The following is a 12,528-nucleotide window of genomic DNA, read 5'->3' as shown; positions in this document are numbered from 1 at the left end:
TCAGCAAATCCTTAAGCATCCCCCCTTTTCTTCGCTTCTCCCGGACTTTTCTGCCTGAAGGCCAGCCATGCGCATCAATCTGCCCGTTTCCCACCGCGAGTACATCATGCTCCCCGAGCAGATGCTCGTGTCCTCCACCGATACCAAAGGGCGCATCACTTATTGCAATCCGGCCTTCATCGCAGCCAGCGGCTACTTGCGCGAGGAACTGCTGGGCCAGCCGCACAATCTGGTGCGTCACCCCGACATGCCGGAGGAGGCCTTCCGCGACCTGTGGGACACCGTGAACCGCGGCAAGCCTTGGACCGGCGTGGTGAAGAACCGCCGCAAGAACGGCGATTTCTATTGGGTGATGGCCAACGTCACGCCTCTGATTGAAGACGACGTGGTCCAGGGTTATCTGTCGGTGCGCACGCCACCAACCCGTGACCAGGTGGCAGCCGCCGAGGCGCTGTACGCCACCATGCGTGCTGAAAAGGAGGCGGGTGTCCTGGTCCATCGCCTGGCCGGGGGCTTGCTCCGGCCGACGACCGTGCCGGGACGTGTGCGTGAGTCCTTCCGTCTTGGCCTGGGGGGACAGATCGTGACCGCTTCAGTGCTGGCGCCTGTGGCCGTGCTGTTGACGGCGGGAAGCCTGACGGGGACGCTCGGTCTCAACCTGCCCACGCTGGTCGAATTGTTCACGGCCCTGGCGATCGGCCTGCCGGTTGGCGTCTGGTTGCGTGCCATGGCCACCCGGCCACTCAACGACCTGCTGTTGTTCGCCAACCGCATGGCGGCTGGCGACCTGAGCGCCAGGATCCAGACCGATCGCAGCGATGTAGTGGGGCAGTTCTACCGGGCGTTGAACCAGCTCAATGTCAACCTCCGCTCCATCGTCGGTGATACACGCACCGAGGCTGTTGCCATCACGTCTGCCTCGAATGAGATTGCCGCCGGCAACCATGACCTGTCTGCCCGTACGGAAGCGCAGGCGGCCGCATTGGAGCAGACCGCTTCCACCATGGAGCAGCTCACCAGTGTGGTGCGGACCAATACCGAGTCCGCACGCAGTGCCAGCACCCTGGCAGATGAGGCTGCCACCGTGTCGCAGACCAGTGGTGTGCGCGTGCAGGAGATGACGACGGTGATGCAGGCCATCAGCACTTCATCCGCCAAGATTTCAGAAATCATCCAGGTAATTGAAGGCATCTCGTTCCAGACCAATATCCTGGCGCTCAACGCCGCCGTGGAAGCGGCACGTGCCGGCGAGCAGGGGCGAGGTTTTGCCGTGGTGGCCAGCGAAGTGCGGGCACTCGCGCAGCGCACCTCGGAGGCGGCCAAGGAAGTCCGCAGTTTGATCGAGGACTCCACGGCCAAGATCCATGCCGGCAACAAGACGGCGCAGCAGGCGCACAGCAGCATTGAGCAGACGGTGGATGTCGTGCACAAGGTGGCTTCCATGCTGGGGGATTTCACTGCTACCTTCGAGGAGCAGCTGGAGAGCATTTCGCAGGTCAACGAAGCGGTGGCCCAGATGGACGGCGGCACCCAGCAGAATGCGGCCATGGTCGAGCAGATGGCAGCTGCTGCCAGCTCGCTGCATGGCCAGGCCCGGGTCTTGGCTGATACCGTGGGGGTGTTCCGTCTGAGTGCCAACGACAGTTTTGTGCAGCGCGATGCGGTTGAGTTGCGCCGGGAGATGAAAGCCCTGGCGCTCAGCGCTGCCTGACCGGTCGGCCTGACGCGGACACCCCCATGTCCGCAAGAATCGGGTGGCGCTGCATTTTTGTCGAGGCCAGAATGGGGCCAGTATCAGGCAGACTCCTTCGACATGAACAACCCCGATCCGGCCCGGCATTACGTGGTGGTGGCACGTGCCATCGACTACCTTCGCTGCCATGCGCTGCGCCAGCCCACCTTGGCCGAGGTGGCGGCAGCGGTGCACATGAGCGAATTCCATTTGCAACGCGTGTTTGCCGCCTGGGTTGGCATTTCACCCAAGCGTTTTTTGCAGTACCTGACCAAGGAACATGCCCGGCAGGCCCTGCGCATGTCGGCCGATCTGCTCAGCGTGACGGAAGCCAGCGGGTTGTCCAGCCCTGGTCGGCTGCACGATCTGCTGGTGAGTTGTGAGGCCATGACGCCGGGCGAGATCAAGCAAGGGGGCGCTGGCGTGAGGCTGGGCTTCGGCTTTGGCGCAACGCCGTTTGGCGAGGCGCTGGTGGGGTGGACGGCGCGCGGCCTGTGTTACCTGGCTTTTCTGGATGAGGACGATGCGGTGCGTCAGGATGAGCTGGCAAGCCAGTGGCCGGCAGCACAGCGTGAGCGCGACGATGTTCAGGCACAGCAATGGCTGGACCGGGTCTTCCTCGTCACACCGCAGCGGGGCACCTTGCACCTGGTGCTGCGCGGCACCAATTTCCAGATCAAGGTGTGGGAGGCCCTGCTCAAGGTCGAGCCGTCACGCGTGGTGTCCTATACCCAGCTTGCCCAGATGGCTGGCGCGCATCAGGCCCAGCGGGCGGTTGGCAGCGCGCTGGCCGCCAACACCATTGCCTATCTGATTCCTTGTCACCGCGTCATCCGCGAATCCGGTGACTTCGGTCACTACCGTTGGGGGAGCGGACGCAAGATGGCCCTGCTGGCATGGGAGGCCGGGCAGGCCGAGCATGAAGCCCGGCCTGAATGAAGCAGCTTGGAGAGGCTGTTTCAGCGCGCCGACAGCAGGTCGGGCACGTGCAGCAGGATGAACTCGTTGTCATCGTTCTTGCCCAACTCGCGGCCTGAGGAGTAGGGCAGGTTGTTGTCGTTGGCCACGATGATGTGCTCGGCATCGACCACGTCCACGTCCTCGATGGTGACGAAGGGGAAGGTGAACTTGCCGTCCTTGCCGCCGACCTTGGCTACGCCCTTCGGGTCCTGGATGTCGAGCAGGTCGATGTAGCCGATCTTGCGCACGAAGCCGTCGGCGTCCGCATCCTTCAGGCTGATCTTGTAGATGCGCTTGAACTTGGCCGGTACGTTCTGGCAGTCCGGGCGGGCCGGGCCGTTGCAGGCCGTGTGTTCCAGGCCTTCGCCGTTGTCGCGCTCGATGATCAGGCCGGTGTCGGCATCGATCATGTTGAAGTCGCCGATGTTGTTGCCGTTGAGCTCCAAGGCGTATTTCCAGGAGCGGCCGGTCCATTCCCCCTTGGCCACGTTGAATTCCAGCACACGCAGGTACTCGCGGCCGTCCTTGGTCTCCCACTTCTTGTCGGCCTCATTCCACAGCGGGCCTTCCAGCAGCGGGTACAGGAACTGGCCATCCTTCGACGCGGCCATGCCTTCGTAACCGCGTGAGCGGCGCACCGGCGTGGAGAAGGCGCCGGCCGTGGCGGGAGTGGTCACCGAGAAATGGTCGGGCGAACGGGCCAGCTTGCCGTCCACTTCGGTGCTGAAGACGGCGAGCACCTTGCCCTGGCGGTCGGTTTTCACGAGGTAGGGGCCGAGTTCGTCACCGAACCAGACGTGGTCGCCGATGAATTGCATGGACTCGATGTCGAGGTCGGCACCGGTCAGGTAGCGTTGTTTCGTGCCCTCGTTGACGATCAGGAACGGCACTTTCTTGTCCGGGTCGTGCAGGAACACGGTTTGCAGGCGCTTCACGCTGCCAGTTTTCCAGTCGGGCAAGACGCGGTGGAACATCAACATGGCGTCGGCCGAATTGGCCTTGCTGCCGAAACCGTTGTCGGTCAGCACCCAGTAGCTGCCGTCTTTCATGGCCTTGATGCCGGAAAAGCCTTGCACCGGCTGACCCTTGAAGGGCAGGTTGATGCCGGTGGGTTTCGGTGTCCCCTTGGCCGACAGGTAAGAGCTGCCGGCGATGGATTCCAGCTTGTCTTCGCGGTGGCCGTCGGCCGTGGTGTATTTGCCCGAGGTCTGCAGGCTGGCCGGTGCATCTTTCGGTGCGGCGATGAAGGTACGTGCCGGCAGCGCGGCATGGCCGACCAGCGTGGCGGGAAAGGCCTGTTGGGCTTGCACGGGTGCAATGGCCAGCAAGGCGAGGAGCGAGAGCAGAGGTGATTGGCGCATGGGGCTGTTGGGTTGGTTGAACAAGTACCACGGATGCTAGGGAGCGAACATGACAGAACCGTGAAGGGGCCGATCAGGGCTTCGTTGGCGAGCGCGCCAGTTCGGCGCGCAGCACATCAATGAAACATTGGGCGGCTGGTGACAACGAGCGTCCTCGTTTGGTGACCACCGAGATGTCGCGCGATACCTTGGGGGCCGTCAATGTCTTGGCCACCAGACCCGGATCGCGTGAGTAGGTGACATAGGCCGCCGGCATGACGGCGACGCCCAACCCGCAGCCCGTCATCCACAAGGCCGTGGACAGGAAGGCGACTTCATTGATCACGTTCAACGAGACACCGGCCTTGGCCGCTGACAGGTCGATCAGAGGGCGAATGCCGTAGCCGGGGCGCACGGTGCTCAAGGGCAGGCCTTCCAGGTCGCGCCAGCGTACCGTCTTGCGGTTTGCCAGCGGATGGTCGTGTGTGCAGACCAGACTCAGATGATCGCGCACGAGCGTCTCGGCATCGACGTCGACACCGGCCCGTTCTGGCGTGCCGATGCCGAAATCGACCTGCTCGCCAATGATGCGCGGAACGAACTGATCGGGAGCGCAATCGTCGATGACCACACGGATATCGGGATGGCGTGCGGTAAACGTGCGGATCACCGAAGGCAAAAGAATTTCTGCCAAGGTGGGTGTGATCGCCACGCACACGCGGCCGCGTCGCAAGCCGGTCAGGTCCTGCAGCCCGGCGCCCAGGGAGTCCACGTCACGCAGTATGCGTTCTGCCACCGCCAGGGCTTCCTGCGCAGCTTGTGTGGGCTGCAGAGACCGTGTGGTGCGGTCGAACAGGCGGGTGCCGAGGCCCTCTTCCAGTTGTCGTATCAGCACGCTCACGGCGGATTGCGTGATGAACAGCCGCTCGGCGGCAGCGCTCAGTTTGCGCAACTGATAGACCGTCACAAAGGCGCGCAACTGACGCAGCGAGGGGCTGAATTTGCGTTCGTTATTCATGAATGAAAATCATAATTCATTCATATTTTTTCGATTTACGAATGAATAAAACTTGATTCAAATCAAGGGGCGACAAACGCTGCGCCATCGTTGATGGACGCCTACATACCAAGGAGACAACATGGTTCATTTTTTCCGCCCGTGGGCGGGATTTGCGGCACTGGCCGCATTGGGGCTGGCCGTGTGCCTGCCTGCCCAGGCCCAAAAGCAGGACTACCCGAACAAGCCGGTTCGCATGATCGTGACCTTCCCGCCCGGGGGCAGTGCGGATGCCATGGTGCGCCTGCTGTCACCGCGCCTGACAGACAAGTTGGGGCAGCAGGTGGTGGTGGACAACCGGCCGGGTGCGGGCGGCAATATTGGACTGACGGCCGTGGCCAAGGCCCTGGCAGATGGCTACACGCTGGGGGTGGGCGCGGCCGGCGCCTTGTCGGCCAATGCCAGCCTTTATGCGCAGATGCCGTTCGACGTGGCCCGTGATTTCAAGCCCGTCACCATGCTGGCTGCCATTCCCTTCGTGATCATCGGCCATCCCTCGCTGCCTGCAAAGAACTTGCAGCAGCTGATAGCGCTGGCCAAGTCGCAGCCGGGCAAGTTGGCGATTGCCCATGGCGGCAACGGCACAGCCATGCACCTGACGGCAGCCCTGTTTGGGCAGATGGCGGACGTGAAGCTGGTTGAAGTGCCCTATCGTGGTTCGGGTCCGGCGACGCTGGATGTCTTGTCGGGACAGATTCCCCTGGCGGTGGCCGATCTGCCGGCGGCCCTGCAGCACATCAAGGCAGGCAAGTTGACGGCCTTTGCCGTCACCAGCCCGCAACGCCTGCCCATGCTGCCCGATGTGCCCACGGTGGCGGAAGCCGGCGTGCCGGGGTACGACTCCACGGGCTGGTTTGGCGTGGTGGCGCCCGCCGGCACACCGTCGCCGGTCATTGCCCGGCTGAATGCCGAGATCACGGCCGCACTCAATGACGAGGTCATCAAGGCGAGCATGCGTTCCCTGGGCGTGGAGCCGGCGCCCAGCACGGTGGAGGCTTTCGAGGCCTACATCAAGTCCGAAACCCAAAAATGGGCCCAAGTCATCAAGATGGCCCGCATCAAACTCGACTGAGCTTCCAACATGACAAACACATTGGATACCGATGTCCTGATCGTCGGCGCCGGGCCGGTTGGCCTGACGCTGGCAATGGACCTGGCGCAACGCGGCATCAAGGTGACGGTGGCCGAAATCCGCCGTTATGCCGAACCGCCGAACGTGAAATGCAACCACGTCTCGGCGCGGACCATGGAGCAGTTCCGCCGCCTGGGCGTGGCGGGCAAGCTGCGCCACGCCGGCTTGCCGGAAGACTACCCGAACGATGTGGTGTTTCGCACGAGCATGACCGGTGTCGAACTCACGCGTATTCCGATCCCCTGCCGGCGCGACCGCTACACCGAAACCGTAGGGCCGGACACCGGGTGGCCGACCCCCGAGCCACCGCATCGCATCAATCAGATCTATCTGGAGCCGATCCTGCTGGAGCATGCGGCAGCGCAGCCTGGCGTGACGCTGCTCAACCGCACCCAGGTGCTGGACATCAGCCAGGCGTCAGACCGTGTTGAGGCCACCTTGCTGGATCTCAACACCAACAGCCAGCGCAAACTCAGCGCCCGCTACCTGGTGGGGTGTGACGGCGGCAGTTCCGGCGTGCGCAAGCAGATGGGGGCGAAGCTCGAAGGCACTGCGGTGATCCAGCGTGTGCAGTCCACCTTCATCCGTGCGCCGAAACTGCGTGCCATGTTGCCCGGTCGGCCAGCCTGGTGTTACTACTCGGTCAATCCGCGCCGCTGCGGCACCGTGTTCGCCATCGATGGCCATGACACCTGGCTGGTCCACAACCACCTCAACGCCGAGGAGCCCGAGTTCGATTCGGTGGACCGTGACCAGTCGATCCGCGACATCCTGGGCGTAGGCCCCGACTTCGAGTACGAAGTCATCAGCAAGGAGGACTGGGTCGGCCGGCGCCTGGTGGCCAACCGTTTCCGTAACCGCAATGTCTTCATCGCCGGCGATGCTGCCCACCTGTGGGTGCCCTATGCAGGCTACGGCATGAATGCCGGCATTGCTGATGCCACCAATCTGGCCTGGCTGCTGGCGGCGCGGTTGCAGGGCTGGGCGACTGAGGGCATGCTCGATGCTTACGAGGCCGAACGTCAGCCGATCACTGAGCAGGTGTCCTATTTCGTGATGGACCATGCGCAGAAGATGATCAAGGCGCGCCGTGCGGTACCCCCCAACATCGAGGCCGAGGATGCCGCTGGCGCAGCGGCGCGCGCGCTCATCGGCCAGGAGGCCTATGACCTCAACGTGCAGCAGTTCTGCTGTGCCGGACTCAACTTCGGCTATTTCTACAGTGGCTCGCCGATCATGGTGCCTGATGATGAGCCGCCACCGGGTTATACGATGGGCGGCTTCACGCCGTCGACGGTGCCCGGTTGCCGGGCGCCGCATTTCTGCCTCGATGATGGCCGTTCCCTCTACGACGTTCTGGGGACGGGCTACACCCTGCTGCGTTTCGATGGCAAGGTGGATGTGGCGCCCCTTGTCGCTGCGGCCAAGGCGGCCCGGCTACCGCTGCAGGTGATCGATCTGCAGGGCCAGACCGCCGTGCCGGCGGCTTACCAGCACAAACTGGTGCTGTGCCGTTCAGATCAGCATGTGGTCTGGCGCGGTGATCAGGTGCCGGTCAAGCCGGAGCAACTGGTCGACATCCTGCGCGGGGTGCATCGCCAGCAGCTCAAGCTGGCTGCCTGAGCCAACACCTATCCGATCAGTGCGACGGACTTCACCTGGGCCCAGACCGCCTGGCCCGGGTGGAGGCCCAGAGTGTCAACAGCGCGCTTCGTGATGCGGGAGAGCAGCATGGCATGACCGCAGGCCACACGCACCAGAGCCTGGGACGGATGGGTGTCCGACGCGATGGAGTCGACCGTGGCGGGCAACAGGTTCTGGATGCTGGTGTGGTGTGGTGCTTCGGTGGCCAGGCTGACGTCGCGTGCCAGTACGCGCAGGCGTACCAGCTGTCCGATGGCCAGTCCGCTGTCGCGCAGCCACAGGCTGCCGCCGTCGAATTCAACGCGCATCAAGTGCCAGTGGGCGTCGTGCTCCACCACGGCGCCGTGCAGCAGGGCACCGGCGTCGTCGCCCAGCACCACGGGCGTATTGATACGGGCCAGCACCTCCGCTGTCGGTCCGGCCGCCTTGACATGGCCCTGGTCAAGCACGACCAGAGAGTCCGCCAGCCGCGCCACCTCATCGGCCGCATGGGTCACATAGAGCATGGGGATCTGCAGTTCATCCCGCAGGCGCTCCAGCCAAGGCAGGATTTCGTGCCGGCGTGCCTGGTCGAGCGCCGCCAGTGGTTCGTCGAGCAGCAGCAGCCGCGGCTGCGTGGCCAGCGCGCGTGCAATCGCGACGCGCTGCCGCTCACCACCGGAGAGCTGCTGCACCCGGCGCTGCAGCAGATGGCCGATGCCCAGCAGCTCGATCACGGCATCCAGTGCAATTGCTGGCCGGCCCGCGAGGCTACGTTTTTGTCCGTAGCTCAGGTTGCCGCGCACGTCCAGATGCTCGAACAGGCTCGCTTCCTGGAACACATAACCCAGTCGCCGCTGCCACGGCGGCAGAAAGATACCGCTTGTGTCGTCCTGCCAGACCGCGCCATCAATGCGAACCAGGGCGTTGCGGGCGCGCTCCAGGCCGGCCACGCAGCGCAGCACGCTGGTCTTGCCGGAGCCGGAAGCGCCATACAGCACGGTGATGCCGTATGTCGGCAATGCCAGATCGACTTCCAGCTGGAAGTCAGGCCGTGCCAGCGACAGTTGGACCCGGTTGTCTGCTGTGTTCATGGCAGTACCCCGGTGTGGCGGCGGTTGAGCAGCGACAGGCCCAGCAGCACCACGAACGAGAACAGCACCATGCTGCCGGCCAGCCAATGTGCTTGCGCGTATTCCAGCGCTTCGACATGGCCGTAGATCTGCGTCGAGACCACACGTGTCTTGTCAGGAATGTTGCCGCCGATCATCAGCACCACACCGAATTCCCCCACGGTATGGGCGAAGGTCAGGATGCCGGCGGTGACAAAACCCCGACGCGCAAGAGGCAACACCACGGTGAAGAAGGCATCCAGCGGTGTGGCGCGCAGGGTGGCGGCCACCTCCAGGGGGCGCGGGCCGATGGCCTCGAACGCGTTCTGCAGCGGCTGTACCGCAAACGGCAGCGAGTAGATCAGCGACGCCAGCAGCAGGCCGCCGAAGGTGAAGGGCAGCGTGCCCAGCCCGAGGGACTGCGTCAGCTGGCCGATCCAGCCATGGGGTCCGAGCACCACCAGCAGGTAAAAGCCCAGCACCGTGGGGGGCAGCACCAGCGGCAGTGTCACCACCGCACCCAGCGGGGCGCGCCAGCGCGATGTGGTGCGCGCCAGCCACCAAGCCAGCGGCGTGGCCAGCAACAGCAGCAACGCAGTGGTCAGGGTGGCCAGTTTCAGCGTGAGCCAGATGGCGCTCAGATCATCAGGACTGAAGGGCATGGGGGTGATTACAAGGCATAACCGTAGGAGCGAATGATCGCACGGGCCTTGTCACCGCGCAGGTAGCTTGCCAGCGCCGTGGCGGCTGGATTGTCTTTTCCGCTGCCCAGAATCACGGCATCCTGCCGGATCGGCGCGTGCAGTTCAGCCGGCACCACCCAGGCCGAACCGCGGGCAATGCGGCCGTCCACCATCACCTGTGACAGTGCCACGAAACCGAGCGCCGCGTTGCCGGTGGCAATGAACTGGTAGGTCTGCCCGATGTTCTCGCCTTGCACAAAGCGTGGCTGCAGGGCTTTCAGTAGGCCGAGGTGGGTCAATGTTTCTACGGCGGCCGCACCATAAGGGGCCAGCTTGGGATCGGCGACAGCGATGCGTTCGAACTGGCCGGTGCGCAAGACCTCGCCCTTCTCGTCCACCAGGCCGGCCTGTGCGCTCCACAGCACCAGTTTTCCTGTGGCATAGGTGAAGCGCGAGCCGGAGACGGCCAGGCCTTCCTTGTCCAGTCTGGCCGGCGTTTCATCGTCAGCGGCCAGTAGTATCTGAAACGGTGCACCGTTTTTGATCTGTGCATAGAACTTGCCGGTGGAGCCGAAGGCCAGAATGGCCTTGTGGCCGGTGTCCTGCTCAAAAGCGGCAGCAATCTTCTGCATTGGCGCGGTGAAGTTGGCGGCCACGGCCACACTCACTTCAGCAGCCTGACACAGGCCGAACAGGCCGGTTGCGGCCGCCGTGGCCAGTGCCACAAGAATTCGGGAGCAGGTACGCATGGGGATCATCCTTCGCTATTCTAAAAATGAATAGCGAAGTATAGCCGCCGTCTTGCCACACCGGCGGCACAATGTGCGCATGACCTCTTCCAAACTCAAGTTGGCTGGCGCTCTGGGCCATGAACTGGCCGACAAGCGCATCGATATCCTGCGCCGCATAGGCGAAGTGGGCTCGATCTCTGAAGCTGCGCGTGCTGCAGGTGTCAGCTACAAGGCGGCCTGGCAGGCCCTCGACACCCTGAGCAACCTGGCCGGTGCGCTTTTGGTCGAGCGTGCCGTCGGCGGCTCCGGCGGTGGCGGTGCCCATCTCACCCCAGCCGGTCGGCAACTGTTGCAGGCCGCTGATCTGATGCAGGAGGCAAGGGCGCATGTGCAGGCCCGGATGGAGCAGATGGCCGGAGGTCAAGGCAAGCCGTTGGAAGCGCCGGGGCTGGCAGCACTTGGCCTGCGAACCAGCATGCGGAACCAGTTGCCTTGCAGCATCAAAGCGCTCAGACCCCAAGCGGCGGCAATTCGCGTGGAACTGGCTCTGCCTGATGGACGCTCACTGTTTTCCCGCATCACACGCGAAAGTGCCCAGTTGCTGAGCCTGCGTGCCGGATTGCCGGTGCTGGCCCTGTTCAAGGCCACGGCCGTGGCGGTGGCCTCGGCGGGCAAGGCGGCAGACGGGCGCAATCTGCTGCACGGCCAGGCCACGCGCGTATCGCGTGCGGCAGCCGGTGGCGAGGTGGCGCTGACCTTGGCGACCGGTCTGCATCTGGTGGGTTTTGCCGGCCCGGACAGCGGCCTCAAGGTGGGATGCCAGGCTGTGGCAAGTGTCGACGAGTCGGCTGTGGTGATTGCGCTGGCCAGCTGAGACCGGGCGCAGGCGCATCTAGAGCCGTATGGCGCCAGCGTAGCCGGTCATCTCCAGGTAGCCGCGCCCGATGTGTTGGCCCTGGCTGTCAAAGAGGTCGCTCAATCCTTCCCAGTAGATGGCGCCGGTAGAGGCGCGGCTATCGAGCTCCTGGTTGTCGATGATGGCTCTCACGGTGAAGCGTCCGCTCGGTGTCTCCACCGTCCATTCCACCGGATAGCCAGCCTGGCTGGCTGGGCTGCGCCAGTGGCGCAGCGGTGTCATGCGGACCTCGCCGCGCTGGAAGATGCGCGCTTGCGCCTGCCCGGCATGGGTGCCGCTGCGAAACGAACCGCCATCCCACAGCGTGTCACCACGGCGGTCGCGCAGGCGAAAAGCGGTGAGCGCACTGCCGTCAAAGAGGTTGATGCCGATCCAGTCCCAGCCAGCGGCCTGTGGGTGCAGCAGCGCCTCGCTCCATTCATGGTCGAGCCAGGCTGCTGCCTGCGTGTTCGTGTCGAGCGTGTGGTGCCGGTCATTCAGGGTGATACGGCCGCGCACCGCGAGTTGCGGCTGGCTGTAGTAGTAACTCGCTTGTTCCGGTGCCGGACCTTTACGCGACAGGCCTTGTGAGCCTTGCAGCAGCAGGGGCTGGCGAGCGCTGAATTGCAGTGCCAGCTGGAAGTCGTTGGCCGGAATCCGGGCGTTGTAAACGTCGCCAGCTGGGCTGTCCCGGCGCTGGAGTGTCCAGTCGCGCAGGGCGATGTCGGTGTCGCGTTCACTGGCATGGGCCTGGTCGAATCGGGCATCTCCCGAAACGCGCGTCATGCGCTGGTCATGCCACAGCTTCTTGTTTTTGACGTCGGTGACGGCCGCGTGGGCAAAGATCAATTGCCGTGCAGCCAGCCGCGAAGCCATTCCCTGTGTGGCGTCGACGCGGGAGCGGAAGAAGGTGAGCTGAAAGCCGAACAGACGGTCACCGGCGTGGGCATGGCCGGTGATGTACCACCACTCGGTGCGCAGATCGGGGTGCGCACCAAAATCCCGCGGGAAGACAAGTTGGCGCGGCGCCAGGGCGTGCACACCGGCGACATGCCCCAGACCGGCCAGCAGCAGGCTGCGACGCAAGAGGGTTGGTGGCTTGAAGGGCATGGCAGTGCAGGCGACAGAACGGCCTATTCTGCAATACAGCTACCCGGTGAGGGATATCGCTTGGCCGGGCATGCCCTACGCCGGCGGCTCTGCGGACGTGTGCGGATGGTTTGCTTTAGATCAAGAAAAGATTCATTAAGAATAATTTTTATT

General features: G+C 63.9%; 11 protein-coding genes. 5 read left to right on the top strand and 6 right to left on the bottom strand.

Annotated elements, in window-relative coordinates; all coding sequences use genetic code 11:
* Window positions 1–67: 67 nt before the first annotated feature.
* Both CDE01S_RS13750 and CDE01S_RS13745 read left to right on the top strand, forming a co-directional pair.
* The gene (locus CDE01S_RS13750) at window positions 68–1,711 is read left to right on the top strand and encodes a methyl-accepting chemotaxis protein (RefSeq protein ID WP_066708606.1); all 1,644 of its coding nucleotides are present in this window, start codon (window positions 68–70) and stop codon (window positions 1,709–1,711) included.
* 102 nt (window positions 1,712–1,813) lie between these two features.
* Window positions 1,814–2,671 (top strand): methylated-DNA--[protein]-cysteine S-methyltransferase, encoded by an 858-nt coding sequence (locus CDE01S_RS13745; RefSeq protein WP_066708604.1) that lies wholly within the window; start codon window positions 1,814–1,816, stop codon window positions 2,669–2,671.
* A gap of 20 nt (window positions 2,672–2,691) precedes the next feature.
* Here CDE01S_RS13745 and CDE01S_RS13740 read toward each other — a convergent pair whose 3' ends face one another.
* Complete coding sequence (locus CDE01S_RS13740) at window positions 2,692–4,053, bottom strand: esterase-like activity of phytase family protein (RefSeq protein WP_066708601.1); 1,362 nt, start codon at window positions 4,051–4,053, stop codon at window positions 2,692–2,694.
* A 73-nt stretch (window positions 4,054–4,126) separates the two neighbouring features.
* Window positions 4,127–5,050 carry a LysR family transcriptional regulator gene (locus CDE01S_RS13735; RefSeq protein WP_066708598.1) on the bottom strand — a complete coding sequence of 308 codons (924 nt, stop codon included), beginning with the start codon at window positions 5,048–5,050 and terminating at the stop codon, window positions 4,127–4,129.
* 121 nt (window positions 5,051–5,171) lie between these two features.
* On the opposite strand from CDE01S_RS13735, the gene CDE01S_RS13730 reads away from it, so the two are divergent.
* Window positions 5,172–6,161 carry a Bug family tripartite tricarboxylate transporter substrate binding protein gene (locus tag CDE01S_RS13730; RefSeq protein ID WP_066708595.1) on the top strand — a complete coding sequence of 330 codons (990 nt, stop codon included), beginning with the start codon at window positions 5,172–5,174 and terminating at the stop codon, window positions 6,159–6,161.
* Window positions 6,162–6,170: 9 nt separating this feature from the next.
* Window positions 6,171–7,844 carry an FAD-dependent oxidoreductase gene (locus tag CDE01S_RS13725; RefSeq protein WP_066708592.1) on the top strand — a complete coding sequence of 558 codons (1,674 nt, stop codon included), beginning with the start codon at window positions 6,171–6,173 and terminating at the stop codon, window positions 7,842–7,844.
* A gap of 8 nt (window positions 7,845–7,852) precedes the next feature.
* Here the strand turns inward: CDE01S_RS13725 and modC are convergent, their stop codons facing one another.
* The 3 genes from modC to modA are packed head-to-tail and all read right to left on the bottom strand — an operon-like array spanning window position 7,853 to window position 10,388.
* Window positions 7,853–8,938 carry a molybdenum ABC transporter ATP-binding protein gene (gene modC / locus CDE01S_RS13720; protein WP_066708589.1) on the bottom strand — a complete coding sequence of 362 codons (1,086 nt, stop codon included), beginning with the start codon at window positions 8,936–8,938 and terminating at the stop codon, window positions 7,853–7,855.
* Complete coding sequence (gene modB, locus CDE01S_RS13715) at window positions 8,935–9,618, bottom strand: molybdate ABC transporter permease subunit (RefSeq protein WP_066708586.1); 684 nt, start codon at window positions 9,616–9,618, stop codon at window positions 8,935–8,937. Before modB ends, modC begins: the two co-directional genes overlap by 4 nt.
* 8 nt (window positions 9,619–9,626) lie before the next feature.
* A complete protein-coding gene (gene modA, locus CDE01S_RS13710) occupies window positions 9,627–10,388 on the bottom strand; it encodes a molybdate ABC transporter substrate-binding protein (RefSeq protein WP_066708618.1) in 762 nt (253 codons plus the stop codon).
* Window positions 10,389–10,467: 79 nt separating this feature from the next.
* Here modA and CDE01S_RS13705 point away from each other — a divergent pair, with 79 nt between their 5' ends.
* Window positions 10,468–11,244: a TOBE domain-containing protein gene (locus CDE01S_RS13705; RefSeq protein ID WP_066708615.1), complete on the top strand. Its 777-nt coding sequence runs from the start codon at window positions 10,468–10,470 to the stop codon at window positions 11,242–11,244.
* A gap of 18 nt (window positions 11,245–11,262) precedes the next feature.
* Here CDE01S_RS13705 and CDE01S_RS13700 read toward each other — a convergent pair whose 3' ends face one another.
* Entirely contained in the window at window positions 11,263–12,375 is a 1,113-nt protein-coding gene (locus tag CDE01S_RS13700; RefSeq protein ID WP_066708583.1) for a lipocalin-like domain-containing protein, read from the bottom strand.
* Window positions 12,376–12,528 lie beyond the last annotated feature (153 nt).

Source organism: Curvibacter delicatus NBRC 14919 (assembly GCF_001592265.1).
Taxonomy (GTDB): domain Bacteria; phylum Pseudomonadota; class Gammaproteobacteria; order Burkholderiales; family Burkholderiaceae_C; genus Hylemonella; species Hylemonella delicata.
The sequence above is the reverse complement of the archived record's forward strand: the minus strand, read 5'-3'. Positions and strand labels throughout refer to the sequence as shown.